The sequence below is a fragment of the Thermoleophilum album genome (assembly GCF_900108055.1).
GTDB lineage: Bacteria > Actinomycetota > Thermoleophilia > Solirubrobacterales > Thermoleophilaceae > Thermoleophilum > Thermoleophilum album.
In genome coordinates this window covers 78,057-99,840 of sequence record NZ_FNWJ01000002.1, presented here as the reverse complement: position 1 = coordinate 99,840, position 21,784 = coordinate 78,057, and the positions used below count along the sequence as shown (strand labels likewise).

23 protein-coding genes are annotated in these 21,784 nt (G+C 68.5%); 10 read left to right on the top strand and 13 right to left on the bottom strand.

The window, feature by feature from the left end:
- Nucleotides 1-3: 3 nt before the first annotated feature.
- From gnd to BLW41_RS06580, 4 genes are read right to left on the bottom strand one after another with little or no spacing between them, the layout of a single operon-like run.
- Nucleotides 4-975, bottom strand: a complete 972-nt coding sequence (gnd, locus tag BLW41_RS06595; protein WP_093117547.1) for a phosphogluconate dehydrogenase (NAD(+)-dependent, decarboxylating) — start codon at nt 973-975, stop codon at nt 4-6.
- Entirely contained in the window at nt 975-3,671 is a 2,697-nt protein-coding gene (locus BLW41_RS06590) for a bifunctional transaldolase/phosoglucose isomerase (protein ID WP_093117545.1), read from the bottom strand. Before BLW41_RS06590 ends, gnd begins: the two co-directional genes overlap by 1 nt.
- 49 nt (nt 3,672-3,720) lie before the next feature.
- Nucleotides 3,721-5,793, bottom strand: a complete 2,073-nt coding sequence (gene tkt / locus BLW41_RS06585) for a transketolase (protein ID WP_093117543.1) — start codon at nt 5,791-5,793, stop codon at nt 3,721-3,723.
- Nucleotides 5,794-5,833: 40 nt separating this feature from the next.
- On the bottom strand, nt 5,834-6,880 hold the full coding sequence (locus tag BLW41_RS06580; RefSeq protein ID WP_177169396.1) for an ROK family protein: 1,047 nt from the start codon (nt 6,878-6,880) through the stop codon (nt 5,834-5,836).
- Nucleotides 6,881-6,924: 44 nt separating this feature from the next.
- Here BLW41_RS06580 and BLW41_RS06575 point away from each other — a divergent pair, with 44 nt between their 5' ends.
- Nucleotides 6,925-8,079, top strand: coding sequence for a galactokinase (locus BLW41_RS06575; RefSeq protein WP_093117541.1), 1,155 nt, complete (start codon nt 6,925-6,927; stop codon nt 8,077-8,079).
- A gap of 115 nt (nt 8,080-8,194) precedes the next feature.
- On the top strand, nt 8,195-8,446 hold the full coding sequence (locus BLW41_RS06570; RefSeq protein ID WP_093117539.1) for a hypothetical protein: 252 nt from the start codon (nt 8,195-8,197) through the stop codon (nt 8,444-8,446).
- Between the two features lie 61 nt (nt 8,447-8,507).
- Here BLW41_RS06570 and BLW41_RS06565 read toward each other — a convergent pair whose 3' ends face one another.
- Nucleotides 8,508-8,942 carry a CBS domain-containing protein gene (locus BLW41_RS06565; RefSeq protein ID WP_093117537.1) on the bottom strand — a complete coding sequence of 145 codons (435 nt, stop codon included), beginning with the start codon at nt 8,940-8,942 and terminating at the stop codon, nt 8,508-8,510.
- A gap of 157 nt (nt 8,943-9,099) precedes the next feature.
- Here BLW41_RS06565 and coxB point away from each other — a divergent pair, with 157 nt between their 5' ends.
- The 6 genes from coxB (at nt 9,100) to BLW41_RS06540 (ending at nt 14,443) form a co-directional block, all read left to right on the top strand.
- Entirely contained in the window at nt 9,100-9,885 is a 786-nt protein-coding gene (gene coxB / locus BLW41_RS06560; protein ID WP_143038643.1) for a cytochrome c oxidase subunit II, read from the top strand.
- A gap of 282 nt (nt 9,886-10,167) precedes the next feature.
- Nucleotides 10,168-11,880 carry a cytochrome c oxidase subunit I gene (gene ctaD / locus BLW41_RS06555; RefSeq protein ID WP_425442074.1) on the top strand — a complete coding sequence of 571 codons (1,713 nt, stop codon included), beginning with the start codon at nt 10,168-10,170 and terminating at the stop codon, nt 11,878-11,880.
- Nucleotides 11,881-11,901: 21 nt separating this feature from the next.
- The gene (locus tag BLW41_RS06550; RefSeq protein WP_093117533.1) at nt 11,902-12,738 is read left to right on the top strand and encodes a universal stress protein; all 837 of its coding nucleotides are present in this window, start codon (nt 11,902-11,904) and stop codon (nt 12,736-12,738) included.
- Nucleotides 12,735-13,370 (top strand): cytochrome c oxidase subunit 3, encoded by a 636-nt coding sequence (locus BLW41_RS06545; protein WP_093117531.1) that lies wholly within the window; start codon nt 12,735-12,737, stop codon nt 13,368-13,370. Before BLW41_RS06550 ends, BLW41_RS06545 begins: the two co-directional genes overlap by 4 nt.
- 4 nt (nt 13,371-13,374) lie before the next feature.
- Complete coding sequence (locus BLW41_RS10925; RefSeq protein ID WP_177169395.1) at nt 13,375-13,521, top strand: hypothetical protein; 147 nt, start codon at nt 13,375-13,377, stop codon at nt 13,519-13,521.
- Between the two features lie 106 nt (nt 13,522-13,627).
- Complete coding sequence (locus BLW41_RS06540; protein WP_218138296.1) at nt 13,628-14,443, top strand: inositol monophosphatase family protein; 816 nt, start codon at nt 13,628-13,630, stop codon at nt 14,441-14,443.
- Between the two features lie 63 nt (nt 14,444-14,506).
- Here the strand turns inward: BLW41_RS06540 and BLW41_RS06535 are convergent, their stop codons facing one another.
- On the bottom strand, nt 14,507-15,208 hold the full coding sequence (locus tag BLW41_RS06535; protein ID WP_143038642.1) for a cytochrome c: 702 nt from the start codon (nt 15,206-15,208) through the stop codon (nt 14,507-14,509).
- Nucleotides 15,209-15,306: 98 nt separating this feature from the next.
- Nucleotides 15,307-16,905 carry a glycosyltransferase gene (locus BLW41_RS06530; protein WP_143038641.1) on the bottom strand — a complete coding sequence of 533 codons (1,599 nt, stop codon included), beginning with the start codon at nt 16,903-16,905 and terminating at the stop codon, nt 15,307-15,309.
- A gap of 88 nt (nt 16,906-16,993) precedes the next feature.
- Between BLW41_RS06530 and BLW41_RS06525 the strand changes: the two genes are divergently transcribed.
- The gene (locus tag BLW41_RS06525; protein WP_218138295.1) at nt 16,994-17,266 is read left to right on the top strand and encodes a glutamate--tRNA ligase; all 273 of its coding nucleotides are present in this window, start codon (nt 16,994-16,996) and stop codon (nt 17,264-17,266) included.
- A gap of 59 nt (nt 17,267-17,325) precedes the next feature.
- On the opposite strand, the gene BLW41_RS06520 is transcribed toward BLW41_RS06525, so the two are convergent.
- From BLW41_RS06520 to BLW41_RS06495, 6 genes are all read right to left on the bottom strand, one after another.
- Nucleotides 17,326-17,664 (bottom strand): hypothetical protein, encoded by a 339-nt coding sequence (locus tag BLW41_RS06520; RefSeq protein ID WP_093117525.1) that lies wholly within the window; start codon nt 17,662-17,664, stop codon nt 17,326-17,328.
- A gap of 86 nt (nt 17,665-17,750) precedes the next feature.
- On the bottom strand, nt 17,751-18,569 hold the full coding sequence (locus tag BLW41_RS10920) for a hypothetical protein (protein ID WP_177169393.1): 819 nt from the start codon (nt 18,567-18,569) through the stop codon (nt 17,751-17,753).
- A 101-nt stretch (nt 18,570-18,670) separates the two neighbouring features.
- Nucleotides 18,671-18,889 (bottom strand): translation initiation factor IF-1, encoded by a 219-nt coding sequence (infA, locus tag BLW41_RS06510; RefSeq protein ID WP_093117521.1) that lies wholly within the window; start codon nt 18,887-18,889, stop codon nt 18,671-18,673.
- Between the two features lie 26 nt (nt 18,890-18,915).
- Nucleotides 18,916-19,119, bottom strand: a complete 204-nt coding sequence (locus BLW41_RS06505) for a cold-shock protein (protein WP_093117519.1) — start codon at nt 19,117-19,119, stop codon at nt 18,916-18,918.
- A gap of 157 nt (nt 19,120-19,276) precedes the next feature.
- On the bottom strand, nt 19,277-20,059 hold the full coding sequence (locus BLW41_RS06500; RefSeq protein ID WP_093117517.1) for an enoyl-CoA hydratase/isomerase family protein: 783 nt from the start codon (nt 20,057-20,059) through the stop codon (nt 19,277-19,279).
- A gap of 18 nt (nt 20,060-20,077) precedes the next feature.
- Complete coding sequence (locus BLW41_RS06495; RefSeq protein ID WP_093117515.1) at nt 20,078-20,533, bottom strand: HIT family protein; 456 nt, start codon at nt 20,531-20,533, stop codon at nt 20,078-20,080.
- A 22-nt stretch (nt 20,534-20,555) separates the two neighbouring features.
- On the opposite strand from BLW41_RS06495, the gene BLW41_RS06490 reads away from it, so the two are divergent.
- Nucleotides 20,556-21,779: a M28 family metallopeptidase gene (locus BLW41_RS06490; protein WP_093117513.1), complete on the top strand. Its 1,224-nt coding sequence runs from the start codon at nt 20,556-20,558 to the stop codon at nt 21,777-21,779.
- Nucleotides 21,780-21,784: the final 5 nt, after the last annotated feature.

Genomic DNA, 21,784 nt, shown 5'->3' with positions numbered 1-21,784 from the left:
GTGCTAGCCGGCTCCGTGCGCTTGATCGCCGGGGATCGCGCGTTCGGCGCGTCGCACCGGGTGCCCGCCGAACTGGTTGCGCAGCGCCGCCAGCAGGCGTCCCTGGAAGTCGTCGCGGCCGCGCGAGGCGAAACGCGCGAACAGGGCGGCGGCGATCGCGGGCGTCGGCACGGCGTCGTCGAGCGCCTGCTGGAGCGTCCAGCGACCCTCGCCTGAATCCTCCACCCACGGTTCGAGCTCGTCGATGCCCCCGTCGTGCAATGCCCGGGCGATCAGCTCGAGCAGCCACGAGCGCACCACCGACCCCTGCATCCAGAGTCGCGCCACCTGCTCGAGGTCGAGCTCGAACGGGCCTTCGCGCAGCAGCGCAAACCCTTCCGCATAGCCCTGCATCAAGGCGTACTCGATGCCGTTGTGGACCATCTTCACGAAGTGGCCGGCGCCGATCGGACCGACGTGCGCATAGCCCGCCCCGAACTGCGGGTGCGGGTCGGGTGCGAGCGCTCGTAGCGCCGGCTCGAGCAGTTCGAAGGCCTGCGACTCGCCGCCGACCATCAGGCAGTAGCCGACTTCACGGCCCCAAACGCCACCGCTGACCCCGACGTCGGCGAAGAGGATGCCCGCTCGCCGCAGCTCCTCGGCCCGCCGGAGGGTGTCGGTGTAGCGGGAGTTGCCGCCGTCAACGAGTAATTCGCCGCGCTCGACAAGGGCCGCCGCCTCAGCGAGTGCGGCATCGGTCGCCTCGCCTGCGGGCACCATCAGCCACAGCGCGCGCGGACGCGGCAGGCGCGCAACCAGCTCGCCGAGCGAGGCGGCGACGACGAGACCCTCGCCCGCCGCCTGTTGGCGCGCTTCAGCGCTACGGTCGAAGCCGACGACTGCGAGCTCGGGTGCGCGTTCCGCGACGCGCCCCGCCATGCCGCGGCCCATGCGTCCGAGCCCGACGATTCCGAGGCCGCGCAGCTCGGCGCTCATCACACTGTGATCTCGCGGGCGAGAGCGGCGAGCGCGGCAGCGGGGTCACCGGTAAGGCGCAGCGAGACCACCGGACGCCCCCGCGCCTCGAGCGCCGCGCGGTCACCAGCTGCCTGCGCCTCGATCAACGCCCGGAAACCGTAGTCGGCACCGGGGATCGCGAGGTCGTAAGGATCGTCGTCGAGCAGCTGCACGAAGACGCCCTCCGGCGGCCCTCCTTTGTGCAGCTGTCCGGTGGAGTGCAGGTAGCGGGGACCGTAACCGAAGGTGGCGGCGCATCCAGTGGCCCGCATCACCGCCGCGCAAAGCTCGTCCCCCGCACGATCGAGCTGCGGGCTAGGCGGTAGGAACGCTTGGAACGCGACGTAACTGGGCGGACGCGTCGAGCGCAGCAGCCTGAGCGCTGCTTCGCTTTCTTCGCTGGGCGCCCGCGAACCCTGAGCAAGCGCGCTTTTCGTGGCCTCCTTGGCCTCTTGCACGTTCGGTTGGTCGAACGGGTTGACCTCGAGCACTCGGCAAGCGACTGCCGTTGCTGTCTCCCACAAGAAGAACGCGCCGCCGAGACCTTGGCCGGCGACCGCGACGGTCGGCAGCGGGGAGTCGTAGGTGCCCTCCGGGGCGCTCGGGAAGCGCGCACCCTCGCTTGCGGCATGCAAGCACCGGACAGCGTCGCGCGGCGCGAGTTCCCGACCGTCAGCCGCGACAACCGGCACCGGCAAGATGCCGCGACCCTGCTTGCCGCTCGACTCAGCGAGCAGCTGCTCGAGCCACATCGTGAACACGCGGGTGGGTTCGTCGATCGGCAGCAGCAGTCGGTAGCGCCGATCGGCGGCGAGCGCACCGACCGCGGCACCAAGCGCAAGCGCAGCGGTCGGGTCCGCGAGCAATGCCTCCCGCACGCTCTCTGCAGACTTGAGCTCCGGCTCCGGATCAACGCCCGCGAGCAGAGCCGGCACGAGCCCGAAAACGGTCAGCACCGAGTAGCGCCCGCCGACTTCGGGGTCTCCCGCCACGATCGCCGCGAAGCCGTCACGTCGCGCTTGCTCTGCGAGCGGCGTGCCCGGATCGGTGATCGCCACGATGCGCCCCGGATCACCGATCCGTTCGGCAAAGAACCGCAGGTGCGAGATGGTCTCGAGGGTCGTGCCGGACTTCGACGCGCAGATCAGCAGGGTGCGCTGGGGTTCGATCGTCGCGGCGAGCGCGGCAACCGCCCGCGGGTGCGTTGAGTCGAGGACGTGGAAACGGCGCTGCTGGCTCGCGGCGTCGCGCGCGCCGAGTGTGACCAGCGCGGCCGCACCGAGGCTGGAACCGCCCATGCCGAGCAGCACGACGTCGTCGATACCCGGCGCGGTCAGGCGCGCCGCGAGTTCACGGAGCCTCGGCAGCTCCGCCAGCGAACGCGCCGGTGCGTCGACCCAACCGAGGCGGTCGGCGAGCTCCGGCCAGGACGGGTCGCCGACGGCGCTGGCGTCGCGCTCCAAAAGCCTCTCGACGAGCCGTTCGCTGCGACCGCGTTCGAGCCAATCGGCCGCCGCGACCCGCGCGCGTCGATCGAGCGCGACCGCCGCAGCACGGTCCCGCGCAAGCGCCCGGGCAGCCTTGCGGGCGACGCCAGCCAGCGTCTGCTCGAACGGCCGCACGAACTTGTCGATCCCCTCCTCGAGCAGGAGCGCCGCGACTTCCTCGAGGTCAATACCGGCCTCGGCAAGCGCCGTCAGATCCGGGCTGGGGTCGATCTCCACCGTCGGTCCCGAGACCTCGAGCTCGCGCTCGCACGCCCGCAGCGTCTTCAGCGGCATCGTCGAGACCGTGTCGGGACCGGCGAGCGCAGCGACGTAAAAGGTTTCGGGGTAGGCCGGATCCTTCACCCCGGTGGACGCCCACAGGGGCCGCTGGACGGGGCATCCGGCAGCGCGGAGGGCGGCGAAGCGCTCGCCCCGGAAGATCCGTAGGAAGGAGCGGTAAGCCGCCCGCGCGTTAGCGACCGCCGCCCGACCACGCAGGTCTTCCCGACCGCTCGCCGCGAGTCGCCGATCGACTTCGGTGTCGACGCGCGAGACGAAGAACGAAGCGACCGATCGCACGTCGAGCGACAACCCCTCACGTAGGCGTCGTTCCATCCCTCGGATGTAGGCCTCGGCGACGCGCTCGTAGGCAGCTACCGAGAACAGCAGGGTGACGTTGACGTTGATCCCCTCGTAGGTCGCCTGCTCGATCGCGGCGAGCCCCTCCTCGGTGCCCGGGATCTTGATCATCAGGTTGGGTCGCGCGACCCGCCGCCAAAAGTCCCGTGCCTGGCGCAAGGTCCCCTCGGTGTCGCGCGCTAGGTGCGGGGAGACCTCCAGCGAGACGAAGCCGTCGGCTCCGCCAAGGGCTTCATACACGGGCCGCAAACGGTCGCAGGCGGCGCGTACGTCGCTGATGACGAGCTCCTCGAGGATCGCCTCGGCATCCAGCCCGGAAGCCGCCAGCTCGGCGATCTGTTGGTCGTAGCTCGATCCGGCGAGGATCGCGCGCTCGAAGATCGCTGGGTTGGAGGTGACACCGCGCAGCCCGTCCTCGGCGATCAGCCGCTCCAGCTCGCCGCGCTCGAGCAGCTCGCGACCAAGCTCGTCGAGCCAGACGCTCGTCCCCAGCTCGATCAGGGCGGCGAGACGCCCGTTGGCGGCGACCTGCGTCGTCGAATCGGTCATCGGAGCCTCCTCGCCCGGTGTCGGTCGGGATCAACCTTCGGTCTCAACCCTAGGAGTCTCGGCTTGCCTGCGACTCCGCCAGCGAGCCGCGTGCCACCCGCTCCACCACGCTGCGCACGACTTCCGCGACGTGTTCGGGCGTGAACCCGAAGTGGGCCAGGACTTCCTTTCCGGGTCCGGACTCCCCGAAGCGATCGATCGCGACCACCGCGCCATCGGTGCCGACGAAACGCTCCCAGCCCAGGGGCGCCGCCGCCTCCACGGCCACGCGCGCGCGGCAGGAGCTCGGTAGCACACGCTCACGCCAGTCGAGGGGCTGCTCCAGGAAACGCTCGACGCAGGGCATCGAGACGACGCGCACGGCGAGTCCTTCGGCTGCGAGCATCTCGGCCGCCGCCAGCGCTACGTGTACTTCCGACCCGGTAGCGATCAGCACCGCGTCGGGCTCGCTGTCGTGCGGGTCGCTGACGATCCACGCGCCGCGCTCGATCGCGTCGTCGGGCACCAGATCGGGATCGTCGACCGGTACCCCCTGACGGGTGAGAACCAGCGCTACCGGACGATCGCTCGTGCGCAGCGCAAACCGCCAGGCCAAAACCGTCTCGTTGGCGCCGGCGGGCCGCACTACGTAGAGGTTCGGTAGCGCCCTCAGGTGCGGCAGGTGCTCGATCGGCTGGTGCGTGGGGCCATCCTCGCCCAGCCCGATCGAATCGTGCGAGAACACGAACGTCGAAGGGATCCCCATCAGCGCCGCGAGCCGGATGGGTGGCTTCATGTAGTCGCTGAAGACCAGGAAGGTCGCGCCGAAGGCACGCAGGCCGTGCAGGACGAGTCCGTTGACGATCGTCCCCATCGCGTGCTCGCGAACACCGAAATGGATGTTGCGGGCACCCCACCTACCGCGCTGCACGCTGCCGCCCTCGTCGATCTTCGCGAGCGTCGAGCTCGCTAGGTCCGCGGAACCGCCGACCAGGTGCGGCACGCGGGCGGCGAACCACTGCAGCGCCTCGTGCGAGGCCTTGCGTGTCGCAATCGCCGGAGAACTTTTTTCGAAGCGGGGCATCTGGCCACGGTCCCAGCCCTCCGGTAGCTGTCGCTGGCGCAGAAGCTCGAGCAGCCGGTAGCCCTCGGGATGCTCGCGCTCGTAGGCAGCGACCAACTGCTCCCACGCCGCCACCCACTGGCGACCACGCTCGATGCAGCGACGACAGTGGTCGAGCGCTTCCTGCGGGACCCAGAACGGCTCCTCGGTCGGCCACCCGAGGTTGCGCTTGGTGAGACGGACCTCCTCTTCGCCCAGCGGCGCACCGTGAGCCTGGGGGGTGTCGCGCTTGTTTGGGCTGCCTTCGGCGATGTGCGTCCGCAAAATCACCAGGGAAGGCCTCTCGCCTTCGGCTTTGGCGGCCTCGACGGCGCTACAGATGCGCGCCGGCGTGACGTCTTCGCCGAGGTGCTGAACGTGCCAGCCGAGGGCCGCGAAGCGCGCGCCTACGTCCTCGGACATGGCGAGCGCGGTGTCGCCGTCGATCGAGATGTGGTTCTGGTCGTAGAAGACGATCAGCCGCCCGAGACCGAGGTGACCGGCAAGCGCGCAGGCCTCGTTGGATACGCCCTCCTGGATGTCGCCGTCGGAGCAGATCGCGTAGGTGTAGTGGTCGACGATTTGGAAACCGGGGCGGTTTAACCGTTCGGCCGCCCAGCGCTCGGCCAGCGCCAAGCCGACGGCGTTGCCGATCCCCTGACCGAGCGGTCCGGTGGTCACCTCGACACCGGGCGTTACGCCGTACTCCGGGTGGCCGGGGGTACGCGACCCGAGCTGTCGGAAACGCTTGATGTCTTCGAGCTCGAGTCCGTAGCCGGTCAGGTAGAGGATCGCGTAGAGCAGCATCGAGGCGTGCCCCGCCGAAAGCACGAGGCGATCGCGGTTGAACCATTCCGGGTGCTGCGGGCTGTGCCGGAGGATCCGCGTGTACAGCGTGTAAGCGAGCGGGGCGAGCGCCATCGGCGTCCCCGGGTGACCGGACTTTGCGTGCTCGACGGCGTCGATCGCGAGTGTCCGGATCGTGTCGATGCAGAGCCGATCGATGGCCGCCGTGTCCGCTCGTTGCTCGCCGTCGCTCACGCGCCCTCCCTAGGGGTTGCTGCTAGCCGCTTGTGCCCTCTCATGGATTGATAGCGCCTGCCGCCGCGAGCAACGCGGCGCCGAGCGTTCCCGCTGCCTCTCCGGCGCGCGCCGGTTCCACCGCGCAGCGCTCCCAAATGTGAGGCAAAGCTCGCTGCCTTGCTTCCTCGAGAGCCCGCGGTAAGAACAGATCGTGCGCTGATCCGAGGCCTCCGCCGAGCGCAATCACGCGCGGCTGGAAGACGTTGGCGTAACCCGCCAGCGCAATCCCGAGGTCGCGCGCGAAGCGCTCGAACAACCAAAGAGCGTCGGCGTCGCCGGCGCGTGCCGCCGCCGCCAGCTCGCGTGCGCTTACCCGGCCGTGCGCGGCCAACAGGCGACCGATCTGACCGTCCGGATGCGCCTCGGCTAGTTGCTGAGCGTCGCGCTCGAGTGCCTGACCCGAGCAGAGAGCCTCGACGCAGCCGTAGTTCGGGCAGCGCCCGGGACAGGGCGGCCCGTCAGCGCGGATCGGGAAATGCCCGAGCTCGGCACCGAGGCCGTCGGCGCCTCGCAACAGGCGGCCGCCGCTCACCACGCCACCGCCCACGCCGGTCCCGAGGGTCAGCAAAAGGAGCTCCGAGCAGTCGCGCACGGCAGCCTCCGCGAACGCCGCCACGTTGGCGTCGTTGTCGATCGCAACCCGGCAACCGGGCAGCCGCCGCTCGAGCTCGGCGCGCAGCGGCAGATCTCCGACCCGGATGTTGACGGCGCCAACAGCGCGTCCGGTTGCCTGCTCGATACCCCCCGGAAAGCCGACCCCGAGGGCGCTGACCGGACCGCATTGGCGAGCGACCCGTTCGACCAGCTCGCTCATCAAGTCGAGCAGAGCTTCGGCGTCGTCCGGCGTCTCCCAGCGCTCGGCGAGCCGTGGACTGGGCGCTTGCCGTAGCTCGGCTACCGTGCGCAGCTCTGCGGCGGGGTAGGCGGCCGCCGCGATCTTCGTGCCCCCGACGTCGATGCCGACAACGAAACCGCTGGCCGGACCCTCCTCGGCCGCCGCAGCCTCGCCGCCCCGCTCGCTCAGCCGTACGTCTCCGCTAGCCACCGGCCGTAGTATCGCGGGCGGCCCGGCGAGGACGAGAGCGGCAGATGACCGAGCACTCGCGAGCGCACTTCGAGACCCGCACCCCTGCCGATGCGAGACGCCAGACGGATCACTCGCGTTCGCAGCAACTGGTGGTGCGGGCCCCGGGACGCGTGAACCTGATCGGCGAACACACCGATCACAGCGGCGGCCTCGCGCTGCCTTTCGCGACCGATCTCGCCTTGCGCGTCGTCGCCGAGCGGTCGCCGCGGCCAGATCCCGAGACACCGTCACGGGGCGCGTGCATCGTGGTGCGCTCGCGCGCAACCGGCGAACGCGTGCATGTCGAACTGCCGCTCGCCGACGAGCCCTTCGGGCCGGCGAGCAGGGCGCGCTCGCCGCAACTCGACCAGTTCGTGCGCGCCGCCATCGCCGAGCTCGCTGCTCGCGGCATCGAGCTCCCGAGCGCACGGCTCGAGATCGACGGCGACCTGCCGCCGGGAGTCGGTCTCTCCTCCTCGGCCGCGCTTTGTTTGGGGCTGCTGGTGGCACTCGCAGCCTTGGCGGGAGTGAGCTTCCCGGACCGCCTCGACCTTGCGCGCCTGGCGAGCCGCGTCGAGCACCGTGCCGGCGGCGCACCCGGCGGACTCCTCGACCAGCTCGCGATCCTCGCGGGATCACCAGGGACGGCGAGCCTCATCGACTTCGCCACGAACCAGGTCGAGGCCGTCCCGCTGACGCTGCCAGGCGCGCGTTTGGCGATTCTGCCCAGCGGCGAGCGGCGCGCGCTGGGTGCTTCGGCTTATCGCGCCCGCGTCGAGGAGTGCGCTCAGGCCGCCCAGCTACTGGGCGTCCAGCACCTCGCGCGCGCACCGTTGGAAGGCGTCACGGAGTTGCCGGAGCCGCTGCGCTCACGGGCTCGCCACGTGGTCGAAGAAACGGCGCGCGTGCACGCCGCAGCAAGTGCGCTGAGGGGCGGCGACGTGGAACGGCTGGGCGAGCTGCTCGATGCCTCTCACCGCAGCCTTCGCGACCTCTTCGAGGTGTCTACCCCCGCGCTCGAGCGCACCCGCGCGTACGCCCGCACCGCCGGGGCGATCGGTGCGCGGCTTCTCGGTGGCGGTTTCGGTGGCGTCGTGCTCGCGCTGTTTCCCGCCGCGCGCCCCCTACCGAAGGAAGCGCGGCCGGTGCGAGCGGCGGACGGGCTCGTGATCTGGTAATAAAGGCGCTCATGGATCGGCGTTTGGCGCAGAAAAACATCCGCAGCGCCCTGATCGCGCTAGCGATCTCCTTGTTGATCTTCGCCGCCGCCTGGATCGCCGGGCTCAGCTACTGATGTCCGAGGAAGGTCGCGTACGCAAGATCCTTGATCCGGCGCCGCCGCGCGGAGAGCTCGTGCACATGCCCGAGCCTTCGTACCTACCGGCGACTACCGCGTTCGGCGTGACACTGCTGCTGGTGGGCATCGTTTTTTCGTGGATCGTGTCGGCCCTCGGTGCGGTGATCGCTGGTGTCGCGGTCGTCATCTGGATCCGCAAGGTCCGCCAAGAGATGGCGGAGCTACCGCTCGAGCACGAGCAGCATTAAGGCCCGCGCCAACTCGGCCCTGCGACGTCGCGCCAGGTCAGCCGTACGACGTCGCGCCAGGTCAGCCCTCAGCCCTAGACGTCGCGCTGGGCTGCGCAGCCCCGGGCAGTTCGCAGCTAGCGCCGTCTTGCACCCAAGCGCGAACGATGTCGCGCATCGAGATGATGCCCGCGAGTTCGCCACCGTCGACGACCACGAGGTGACGGAAGCCACCCGCGATCATCGCGGCGGCAGCGCGTTCGAGCGACCACTCGGGCGCTGCGAAGGTCAGGTCGCTCGAGAGATGGTCGGCCACCCGCTCTCGGTCGGGATCCTGGCCTTTGCCGATCGAGAGCATCAGGTCGCGCTCAGTGAAGATGCCGTAGCCGGGCTGATCGGGGTCGACGACCACCGCCGCGCCGACACCGCGCTCCGCCATCAACCGTGCCGCTGCGCGCAGCGTGTGTTGTGGACCAACCGTCACCACCACGCTCGTCATCGCCTCGCTGACCTGCATCGCACCTCCTCGCACGCCTTCCGCGCTCGTAACGATCGTTGCGATCCTACCGCGTTGCGCCACCTCCGTCCTGCCGTGGGCTCCCTCCTGTCGTCGGCCTCGCCAAACGCCTGCGCAGGAAATAGACTCTCCCTCGTGCTCCGGAGGGAGGAGGCAGGTGCGTAGGCACCCCGTGCTCCAGATGTTCGTGATCGGCGCGGTTGCGTCGGTCGTTATCACTGCCTTGGCGCTAGTGATCGACTGGTTCCCACCGGCCGCAAGCACCGCTGCCGACGACATCGACACCCTCTACGACGTCGTCATCCTCTGCTCGATCCCGATCTTCGTGCTCGTGATGACGATCGCGATCTACTCGGTCGTGAAGTTCCGAGCGCGTCCCGGCCACGAGGGCGACGGCGCGCCCCTTCACGGCAACACCGCGCTCGAGGTGCTGTGGGTGTCGATTCCCTTCGTGATCGTCGCCGCGCTGGCTGCCTACGGGCTGGTCGTGCTCGCGGACATCGAGGCCAAGAAGCCCGACGCGGTACCGATCGAAGTGACCGCGCAGCAGTTCACCTGGACGTTTCGCTACCCGCAAGCTGGGGGCGCGATGTCCACGGAACTGGTGTTGCCGCGCGGCCGGCAAGCCGAGCTGCGCATCCGCACGCGCGACGTCATTCACTCTTTCTGGGTGCCGGCGATGCGCATGAAGCAGGACGCCGTGCCAGGCCTCACTACCCATCTCCGGATCACAGCGACGCGGCCGGGTAGCTACGCGCTGGTGTGCGCCGAGCTCTGCGGTGTGGGCCACACCACCATGCGCCAACAAGTGCGGGTGGTCGAGCCCGAGCGGTTCCAGGCCTGGTTGCGAACGTTGCGCCGCGGCCACGCGGTCGCCGCGCGCAACAGCGTCACTTCACAGCTCTTGGGCGAAAAACCGCGGTCAGCCGCGCCGAATGGTTGATCAGAGGGCTCAGCTAGGAGGGACAAAGTGGCCGTAGCGGTCGAGCACGAGCGGAGCCACGGCGAAGCCGGAACAGCGCCGCAAGGCCGCCAGCAGCGTGGTTGGCGACGACTCATGCGTCCCGGCTGGTGGCGCGCGCTCGTAGCGATGCCACTGGGCTTCGCGCTTGCGGTGGCCCTCGTCGTGGCAGTCCGTGCGGCCTACGGTTGGCAGCCACTGTTCAAAGGCGAGGCGATCACGACCGTCGCGCTGATCACCGTCCCGCTCGCCTTCCTGCTCGGGATGGGCTGCTTCGACTACTGGCTGCGCTGGGCGTTCGGCGCACCCACTGAGCCCGAGGATCATTCCGGCCACGGCGCCGACAGTTGGCGCGACTACTTCCGCGTAAATACCGACCACAAGGTCATCGGAATCCAATACATCTGCACGACTTTCTTCTTCTTCGTACTTGGCGGCTTAATGGCGATGTTGATGCGCGCTGAGTTGCTGGCTCCGGGTGAGCAGTTTGTCGACGCCAATACCTTCAACGGTCTGTTCTCCGTGCACGCCTCCTTGATGATCTTCCTATTCATCATCCCGGTATTTGCGGGCATCGCTAACTACGTGGTGCCGTTGATGATCGGCGCGCCAGACATGGCGTTCCCCCGCCTCAATGCCCTCTCTTACTGGTTCCTCCCGATCGCTGGCGTGATGATGCTGCTCAGCTTTTTTGCTCCCGGTGGCCCCTTCGCTACTGGGTGGACGGCCTACGCACCGCTGTCCGTCGACATGCCGCTCGGGCAACAGTTCTTCACGCTCGCCGTGCAGTTCGCCGGAGCGTCATCGATCGCCACCGCCCTGAACTTCCTGGTCACGATCATCACGATGCGTGCTCCGGACATGACGTTCTGGCGTATGCCCTTGCTCGTCTGGGCGAACTTCGCGACGTCACTGCTGGTCGTTATAGCCACGCCCTTTATCGCCGCCTCGCAGTTCTTTGTGCTCTTTGATCGCGCACTAGGCACGCACTTCTTCACACCCCAGCTCGGCGGCGACGTGCTGATGTATCAGCACGTCTTCTGGTTCTACTCGCATCCGGCCGTCTACATCATGATGTTGCCGGGCTTCGGCATCGTTAGCGAAGTGATTTCGGCCCACGCGCGTAAACCCGTGTTCGGTTACAAGATGATGGCCTACGCGCTGATCGCGATCGTCGTTCTCGGCTTCGCAGTGTGGGCGCACCACATGTTCGTATCCGGGATGCAGGCGTGGATCCGGATCCCGATGATGCTGACGACGATGCTGATTGCAGTGCCTACCGGCGTAAAGATCTTCAACTGGCTGGGAACGCTTTGGCGTGGCGTGATTCACTTGCGCACGCCCCTACTGTTCTCACTCGGGTTCATCACGATGTTCACGCTCGGTGGCATCAGTGGTGTCACGCTCGCGATCGTCCCCTTCGACATTCACGTCTCCGACACTTACTATGTCGTCGCCCATATCCACTACGTGCTGTTCGGAGGCTCGGTGTTCACGATTTTCGCTGGCATTTATCACTGGTTCCCGAAGATGACTGGTCGCATGTACGACGAGACGCTAGGCAAGGTTCACTTCTGGTTGTCGTTCATCTTCTTCAACTTGACGTTCGGCCCGATGCACTTGCTGGGCATCGAAGGAATGCCGCGCCGCGTGGCAGACTACGCTTCAGAGTTCGCGGCCTTGAACGCGGTGGTATCCGTATCGGGCTTCATCTTCGGGCTGTCGTTCCTCGTTTTCCTTTACAACATGATCGTGAGTTGGCGGTTTGGGCCTCCGGCACCTGCTAATCCGTGGCAGGCCCATACGATCGAATGGCTGGTGCCGTCGCCTCCCCCGAAGTTCAACTTCGCTGAGGTACCAACGGTGGTTGCTGGTCCTTATCCGTTCGGGACGCCGGGTGCTGTGCACGCCTACTTCCCGAGCCGCAGGCCCGCTGCGGTCGCTGCCGGTGGCGGCGCCACCCCGAGGGACAGTTGAGCTAACAAGGAGGGTGGAGGAGTGAGCGAGAACACGCGGCGACTGCTGGTAGTCGCGAACGAGACGGTGGCCGGGATGCCACTGATCGATGCGGTGCGCCGGCGTGCCGAACAAGGACCGGTTGAGGTCCACGTGATCTGCCCGCAAAACGCCCCCAAACACGGTCTTGTGATCTACGACGAGACGGTCCGCGAGGCGGCCGAGAACAGGCTTGCGTTGACGCTCGCTCAGCTGCGCGAGGCGGGCATCGAGGCGTCCGGCGCGGTCGTCGATCCGGACCCTTACACCGCCGTGATGGACGCGTTGCGTGAGCGCCGTTATGACGAGATCATCATTTCGACGCACCCGCAGACACGCTCCGGGTGGCTCCGCCAAGGGCTCGTCGACCGCGTGCGGGCCGCGACCGACATTCCCGTCGAACACGTGGTCGTCGACCTCGACCACGAGCGTGAGCAGGTCAAACGCACGCTGGTGGTCGCCAATCAGACGGTCGCGAGCCGCGAGCTGCTCGATCTTTTGCGCGAAAAGGCCCGCCAGGGGCGCCGGCGCTTCATCGTTCTGGTGCCGCTTGGTGACGCCAGCAGCAGCGACGAAGCGCACGAGCGTCTCGCCCGCACGCTGGAGATGCTGAGGCGCGAGGGTCTCGAGGCGATCGGACAGGTAGTGCACCCCGACCCCTACACCGCCATCCGCAATGCGATCCAGTTCTACGACCCCGACGAAATAGTCATCTCGACGCTGCCGGAGACGCGCTCCGGGTGGTTGCGCGCGGATCTCGTGAACCGCGTGCGGCAGCTGACCTCGCGGCCTGTTGAACACGTCGTGGCCGAACCGGCGCCCGCGGAGGTGGCTCGGTGAGCGCGCCCCCTGCCCAGGCGGGCGCGCTCGCCGCCGACGCTGCCTTCCACGCTCACGCCGACGAGCACCCGCCCGAAATCCACTACTCCTCGGGCGCCGAGCCAGCCACGCTCGGAATGCTGCTTTTCATCATCTCCGAGCTGATGCTCTTCATGGCGTTCTTCACGGCCTACTTCTTCATCCGGGTCGTGAGCGGCGCCGAGTGGCCACCTCCCGGCAAGGAAATCCCGGTCGACGTGGCCGCCGTCAACACCGCGATCCTGCTCTCCTCGAGCCTGACCATGCACTGGGCGCTCACCGGTATCCGCAACGAGAACCGCCGGGCACTCAAAGCTGGGCTGGTGACAACGCTTGCGCTCGGTGCCACGTTCCTATCGATCCAGATCAACGAGTACGTGCACCTCGGTTGGGCTCCACATGACAACGCCCAGGGCTCGATCTTCTACGGCCTCACCGGGCTGCACGGCGCGCACGTGTTGGTGGGCCTGATGCTTTTGACGTTCGCGACGATCCGCAGCTTCCGCGGCCACTACTCGGCGAAAGCGCACCGCGGCGTCGAAGTGCCCGGCATCTACTGGCACTTCGTCGACATCATGTGGATCTTCGTGTTTTCCAGCCTCTACTTGCTGTGAGACGGTGACCGAGAGCGAACCCGAGGTTGGCCGGCGGCGGCGCTTCGATCCGCTGCGCCGGGAGCAGGACGCCTTCCGCCTGTTGCTGGGGGTCGCGGCCGTCGTCGTCGTCGCCCTCGCCCTGTTGGCCGCCGCTAGAGCCATCGCCTGACTCGACCGGCCGCAAACTGACCCGACCGGCCGCGAAGGACCCCGCGAACGGCGGAAAGGTCCGCCGACGCGTGACAAATCACCGCTGATGCTCGATCCTTGCGTTCGTGCCATCCGCCGAGGCAACGACCGGAACGCACAGCGCAGAACGTCCGCTGGCCTTCGCTCTCAGCTCCGATGCCGAGCTAGCGGTGCGGGCCGCGCACGCCGCCGGTGACCTCCTGCTGCAGCGCTACCAGCGGCCGGCGAGGGAGGTCACTAGCAAGACCTCGGCCACCGATCCGGTGTCGGAGGCCGACCGCACGGCTGAGCGGACAGTCGCCGAACTGCTCGAGGCGGAGCGACCGGAGGACGGCATCCTCGCCGAGGAGGGGTCGGCGCGTCCCGCCCGCAGTGGTCGCCGCTGGGTGGTCGACCCGCTCGACGGGACCGTCAACTTCCTCTATCGCTTCCCCGCCTGGTGCGTGAGCATCGCGCTGTTGGACGATCGTGGAGCCCTCGTCGGCGTTGTTCACGATCCGCTGCGCGGTGAGACCTGGACTGCCGAACGCGGCCGCGGCGCATTCCTCGGCGGACAGCGGCTGCTCTTAGCAGACCCCCCGCCGCTCGAGCGGGCCCTCGTGGCGACGGGCTTCAGCTACTCACCCGACCTCCGCGCCCGCCAAGGCCAGACCGTCGCCCGACTGTTGCCGCAGGTCCGCGACATCCGACGCGCGGGCGCCGCAGCGCTCGACCTCGCGTGGCTCGCTGCCGGACGTGTCGACGCCTACTACGAACGCGGCCTCAAACCGTGGGACTGGGCAGCGGGCAGGCTGATCGCCGAAGAGGCGGGCGCCGCCGTCGCGGAGCTGCCGGGGCAGCCGTACGGGATCGCTGTCGCGCACCCGCGCTTGTTGGGCGCCTTGCTCGAGCTCGTCGCCTAGCGCGCGAAGCGGCGCCGCGTGGGGCAACGACGGCGCCGCCGCGCCTCTCGTGCGGCGGTGTCGCTAACGCCCCAGTAGGAAGCGCACAAGCGCGTCGATCTGTTGGCGCGTCAGACGCTTGTCGTACCCCGAAGGCATGATCCCGCGCCGAAAGCCCGGCACGACGAAAGCGTCCGGACGAACGATCGATTCGCGTACATACTGCTCCGGCGTCTCGCCACGCGCCCGCCCATAACGGCGTGCCGAAGCGGCGAGATCGTCGAGGCTCGGGCCGATCCGCCCGTTCGTTCCCGCCCGCGATAGCTGGTGGCAGCCACCACAGCCAGCCGCCACAAAGATCTGGCGGCCGTCGGTGGCGCCGGCAAGCCCAGCCTGCGCCAGGGCACCGGTGTCCTCGCCCCGCACCGCCGCTACGTGGGCCACGTAGGCGGCGACGTCCTCAGCGTCTTCGCCACGAACGAGGTTCGCCGGCATCACGCTGCCACGACGCGGGTGGGCGATCTGGTAACGCACGATGCCAGCGATCGTGTCGCTGTCCATGCCGTCGCGACGGGCCTGCGCAAACGCCGCGTCGAGCGAGGGACCGGTTGTGCCCTGCGTCCCGGCCCGCGCCAGCTTGTGACAGGACCCGCAACGCTCGACAAACAGGGCCTTGCCCTTGACGAGGTCGGGCGAGCGTTGTCCGCAACCGCTCGCTGCGATCACGAGTGCCAGCAGCGCCAAGCAGAGCGCCCGCATCCGTGCCATTCCTCCCTCGGCGAACACGGTGGCCGCAAGCCTAACGCGCGAACCCGACGCGCGCACGCACGCCCCGGAACGAGCGGCTGGCAGCTCGACGGGGTGGCGGGTCGGCGGGCCGCTGCTCAGAGACGCGGCGAGGGAAGTGCTTCGACCCGCCCGGCGAGCGCTGCTGCCACGTCAGCCGCCACGCGCTCCCACGACCAGCGCTGCGCAGCCGCGGCCAGACGACGGCGAGCCTCTTCCCTCGCCCGCTCGTCCAGCGTCAGCCACTGCACAGTGCGCCCGGCGAGCGCCTCGATCTGCGGCGTGCGACCCGCTATGCGCAAAGGGGGAACGCGCTCGGGCAGCGCCGACTCGAGCTCGACGGCGATCTCTGCAAGGCCCGAGTGGTCGGCGACGATCGGTGGGCACCCGCAAGCGGCGGCTTCCACGGCGATCATGCCGAACGCCTCCTCCAGAAGGCTAGGCACGAGAACAGCGTCGAGCGCGGGCAGCAGCCAGGCAAGGCGTTCATGAGGCAGCGCGCCGGTGAACTCGATGGCAGCGGCAGCCGGAGCGCCACGAACGTACTCGTCGGCCTGGCGTGCGAGCACGCGGCGGAGTGAGGCAAGCGCCGCGTCGACCAGGGTCGCGGGCGGGGTGCGCGCGCGTATCTCGTCGGGCAACGCACCAACGTCGGAGGCGCTGCCAGCAGCGGCAAACTCGAGCAGTGCTCGCTCAGCGGCCTCGAAGTCGCATCCCGCGATAGCCTCGCGCAGCCGTTCGAGCGACTCGCGCCCCGACCCGAACCCGACGATCGCAAGCCGCGCGTCCGGAACGCGGGAGGCCACCAAGGGCCAAGCGAGAATCGCGGTGTGCACGCCTTTCTGGGGAATCAGCTTGCCGACGTAGGCCGCTAGTGGACCGTCGCTCGCAGCGAAGCGGCGGATCGCCTCGCCAGCCCGCGGATCTTCGCCCCATCCGCCGTCCCCGCGAGGGCTCGGCGCGGCCCAGGCGCTACGTAGACGCGCTCGGGCGGCGTTACGTCCGAGCGGCCGGAAGAGATCGGTGCGAACCCCCGGCGGCGCCAGCCGCAGCTTCCTCTCGAGGCCTGGCAGCGCTACCACCTCGAGCAGGCGACGACCCAAATTCGAGGACCCCACGAGCACACAAGTCGCCTCTTCCAGTCCTTCACGCGCATAGCTGAGAAAACGCTCGGGGTGGGGTCGAACCACGTACTCGAGAGCGCTGCCGTGAATCTTGACCACGTAAGGCACCCCGAGCCCGCGCAGCGCGCGTCTGACGATCACCGGCCCCATCACCAGGTGGTTGGCCAGTGCCGCGTCTGGACGCACACGCTGCGCGATCGCCCTCACGGCGACCACGTTCGTGTGCACGTAGCGCTTGATCGCGTTGTCGTCGAGCTGTGGCAGCGGTACCGCTCGGAAGCGTTCGTAGTGGTCGGCAACGTAGACCGGCAGCGTCTCCCCTATCTCCGGTATCCACACGCTCACCGAGCCGCCCCCCGAGCCTGCTCCAGAGTCGGTGGCAGCCGCAACGTCACGTTCGTCGCGAACCGCTTCGATCACGCGATTGACGAAGCCAAGCTCGCGCGCTCGATGCTCTTGGCAGATCAGGTGGACCTCGTGGCCCGCCGCGGCGAGCGCGCGGGCGAGCTCGGCGTTGTAGATGTTGCTGCCGGTACCGCGCAGCAGATAGGCGTGAAACACGAGGATCCGCAACTCGCTCCGCAGTATCACCGGCCAGGGCGTCGCGGTCAGCGGGTGACGCCGAGCAAGCTTCGCACGGTCCTTGATAACGTGCCGCGACGTGCCGCTTCATCAGCGTTACCGATTGCGCTCGCGCCGCGGCCACGAGCTGATCGCGGAGGTCGAGCCGGGTCTCACCTACGTCGACCACGAAACCGGCGAGGAGCTCGAAGTGGTCGGAAAGCTGCTGCCGCTAGCGCCGTCGCCCAGCAACTTGCCGTGGGCGCCCGAGAACCTGCGACTCTGCGGATGTTCCGAGGAGCAGCTGGTCCAGAAGGACCTCAACGACTGCCCCTATTGCGGTCAGCGGCTGCCCGCCGTCGAGAGTTCCTGACGACGCCCCGCCCGGGCTGGGCGCTGCCCTGAATCGCGCCTCCCGCCGCAGCGGCGCAGCTAGTGGTGGGTGCGCGTCGGGAGCGGCACCCGCGGACTACGCACCCGCGCCGGTGACGGCAGCGCTCGCCGCCCACCTCTCCGCACGCGCGGTCGGTGGGACCGCACACGTGCGCGCCCCTGACGCCAACGTCCGAGCGGCAGGAGCAACCGCAAGCCGCCGTCCGACGGTGCTGGATCGCGCGGCCCGCGTGGCGGGCCGCCCCCACCGCCGTCGCTCCCCTCGCTGCCCGGCTCGTCGTCGTTGCGCCGCCGGAAGAACCAAATCAGCCAGAGGATCAACAGCCCAACATCAAAGATGCGGAAGCCGACCAGGAAGATCCACCCCTCCGTGGTCACGGTTCGATGCTAGCGCCGCCGGACGGGGTTGCAAAAGAAACAACCGAAGAGTCACAAGCGGCGCCTGCCTGGGCGCCGGCGCGACGCTAGCGCTGCGCTTGCGGTGCGGCGGCCGCGGCGCTCGTCGACGTTCGCGGCTGAGTGGTCGGCGTGGTGCGCGTGCCGCTGCGTGTCCCGCCGCTACCTGGGCGGCTACCGCCACCGGGGGTCGTCACCGTCCCCGACGACGTCTCGCGGGTCGGCTTGGGGTCGGGCACGAAAGTCGCCGTGTACATCAGGCGGTCGCCGTGGTAGTCGCACATGTACTGGCGCACCAGGTTGATCTGCAGGTGCGCTGCCTGCTCGAAGACGTCTTGGCGGCACTTGTCGCGCGCGCGAGACGCACGCCACCAGTTGCGGCCGCTGATACCGGTCACGAAAGCTGGCACCCAGGTGTCGGTGGTGATGCCGATGATCCAGCCCTTGCGCACGCGCAGCGGCTTTTGCAGAACGAAGGTCGGCGACGAGCCGAGGTACTGCTCGACGTTGAACCACTCCGACTGCGCCAACAGACGGAAGTCGCGTCGCGTCTTGCGGGTGCGACCTTGGCGCAGGATTGCGAGTCGCACACGTGCCGGCGACCCGTAGGTGTCGTTGAAGAACTGGATCTGGTTGTCGGCAAGGTTCGAGAGAGTCACCGTGAAAGCGACGACGTAGCCGTCGGCAGGCACCTGAAACGGTTGCGCCAACGTGTCGGAGCGCCCCTGATAGCCGGTGGCCGCAGCAAGCACCGCGCACGGCAGGTTCGGGCAGGCCGACTTCACCTGTGGGGCTCGTTCGCCGAGCTCGATCACGCGCGCTGAGGCCAGCGCCGGGGTCAACAAGAGCGACCCGCAGACCGCGAGAGCCGCCGCCACAGCCTTCACGGAACAACCGACCCGAAAATTGCGTGTCTCAGGTGCCATCGGACCGTTCGAACACGCGCGCCGGTCGGGAGTTGCGCCCGCGATAACCGTGACGGCGGCGCTCACTTGTAGCGGTAAGTGATGCGCCCGCGGCTGAGGTCGTAGGGAGAAAGCTCGATCTTCACGCGATCACCGGGCAGGATCCGGATGTAGTGACGCCGCATCTTGCCCGAGATGTGCCCGAGGACTTCGTGACCGTTGTCGAGGCGCACCTTGAACATCGTGTTTGGTAGCGCCTCTATCACTTCGCCCTCGAGCTCGATCTTCTCTTCCTTGCCCACGACTCGCCGCAGCGCCCCCTCGTCGGCTAGATCAGCCGAACGTTGACCGCCTTGGGACCCTTGGCCCCTGACTCCTCCTCGTACTCCACCTTCGCGTTCTCGCGAAGAGAGCGGAACCCATCACCGGCGATGCCGGTGTAGTGGACGAACAGGTCCCGCCGGCCGTCGTCCGGCGTGATGAACCCATAGCCCTTTTCCTCGTTGAACCACTTCACGGTTCCGGTCGGCATGGCTTTACTGCCCCTTCCTGCCGCATGCCGCACGGAGCTGTACTCCCGAGCTACGGCAACTTCGATTTGCCGGACGTGTCCGGCCCTGCGGCCACGACGCTAGCAGCCGGCGCGGCAGAACGGGAACACGGCAACCGCTGGTGCCCTGCAACGGGGGTCAGCGGCCGCGGAAACGAGCGTGACCGGGGCCCCCGTGCTCGAGGAAGGCGCGCACACCCTGACGAAGGTCCTCGGTGCCGAACACTTCCTCCCCAAGCGCGGGCGTGAGGGCATCGGCGGCGCGCACGCCCTCGTCGACCACGGCCCTCACGATCCGCTTGGTCGCGTAGTGAGCACGGGTCGGACCGGCCGCGAGATCGCGAGCGAGCGCGAGCGTTGCCGCTTCTAGCTCGTGGTCGGCAACAACACGATTCACGACCCCCCACTCGTGCAGTGTGCGGGCGGGCAGAATCGCCCCAGTCATCACGAACTCGCGGGCACGCGCCGGACCCGCGCGCTCGGCGATGCGCTGCGTTCCGCCCATCAGCGGCGTCAGGCCGACGACGCGCTCGACCAGACCGAACTGCGCCGACTCGGCGGCAACGATCAGGTCGCAGGCGAGAGCCAGCTCGAGTCCGGCGGTCAAGCACAGGGCGTGCACGGACGCCACGGTCGGAAATGGGAGATCTTCGACCGCGTGAGTCACCCCGAGGATCTCCTCAACGAAGCGACGCGCCGCCTCTCCCTGTAGGCCATCGAAGACATGAACGTCTGCCCCGCCGGTGAAGACCTTGCCCTTCGCGCGCACGACCAGCGCCCGCACCTGCTCCTGCCGTGCGCGCTCGATCACCTCGCGCACCGCCGCGAACAGCTCGCGATCGAAGAGATTGAGGGGCGGAGCGTCGATCGTCAGAAAGCCGACGTCGCCATCACGCTCGAAGAACGCCTTGTTCGACGACAAACGAAACCTCCTCGCGATTCAACCGCGCAACTGCTCCGCAAGTGCCGCGAGCTGCTCGGCATCGGCCGGTCGTGGCGTGATCGGCGGCTCGAGGCCATCGTCGCGGTAGCGCGGAATGACATGGACATGGAAGTGGAAGACGGTTTGCCAGGCCACGCTCCCCGCCGCGCTGAAGACGTTGACGCCCGCGCAGCCGAGCTTGCGACGCAGCCGCTCAGCCACGCGCCGGGTCGCCAACGCGACCGCCGCGAGATCGTCGTCGGGTGCGTCGAGGATGCTCTCCGAGTGAGCACGCGGCACGACCAGCGTGTGCCCGCGCGTCCAGGGGTTGATATCGAGGAACGCGACCGTGCGCTCGTCTTCGTCGATCCGCTGGGCGGGCAGCCGGCCGGCGACGATGCCGCAGAAGACGCAATCGGAGCGCGCTGCTGACTCTGGAGGTGGCGGCGAAGCTGCGGCTTCACTAGCGAACATCGGCGGCTAGCCTACCCCGCCCGTGACCGCCGAGGCACCGAGCCAACCGCAGCCCCCGACCGATCCCCCGCTCGAGCGCGAGCTACGTGCGCTCGTCGAGCGCTTGGCAGCGATTGAACGCCCGTCGGCGAGCAGCGGCGAACGAGCCGCAGCCGAGTTGTTACGTGAGGAGTTCGCGGCCTTCGGCGTCGAGGGTCGCGTCGAACGCGAGAAGGCGCACGGCACCTACTGGTGGCCGGTCGGGATTCCCACCTTGGCGAGCGCGCTAGCCGCTTGGCGCGCGCGACGACCCTGGGCTGCGCTCGTCGGCACGCTCGCGGCCGCTGCCGTCGTCGACGACATCACCGGCGGCAAGCAGCTCTTCAGGCGCACGCTCCTGCCGCGACGCGATACCTGGAACTTCGTGGCCGAGATCGGACCGCCGGACGCAGCGCGCACGGTGATCGTCGTCGCCCACCACGACGCTGCCCATCCCGGGCTGGTCTTCCACCCCGAGCTGCCGCGCACCCTGGCCCGCACTTTCCCGCGCGTGCACCGCCATCTCAATGCGACACCGCCGACCATGTGGGGCGCGGTGGCGGGACCGTTGGCAGTAGCGCTCGGAGCGCTCTTCAAAAACCAGCTGGTGCGAGCGTTGGGCGGCGTGGTGAACGCGGGCTATGTGCTGGCGATGGCCGACATAGCGCTGCGCAAACCGGTGCCGGGCGCCAACGACAACCTCAGCGGTGTCGCCGCGATCTGGGCACTTGGTCGGCGCTTGGCACAGCACGGCCCGCCGGCGGGGCTGCGCGTCGTGCTCGTCTCGACGGGCTCCGAGGAGTCCTTCATGGAGGGAATGCAGGCCTTTGCGCGTCGGCACTTCGCGGCTTTCGACCGCGAGCGCACGGCCGTGATCTGCCTCGACACCGTTGGCTCTCCACACCTGTTGGCGTTGGAGGGCGAAGGCATGGTCTGGATTAACCGCTACTCGCGCGCGCTCATCGAACTCGCGCACGAGTGCGCGCGCGAGCTCGGGATCTTCCTGTGGCGGGGTCTGCGTCTGCGCAACGCCACCGACGGGCTGATCGCGCTGCGGCACGGCTTCCCCGCGCTGGCGATCGGGTCGTGCGACCGCTACAAGATCCCCTCCAACTACCACTGGCCGACTGACACACCCGATCGCGTCGACTACGGAACGGTCGCCGACTGCGTCGAGTTGGTGGCGCTGATGCTGGAACGCATCGCGGGCGGTGCGGCGCTGCGCTGACGAGC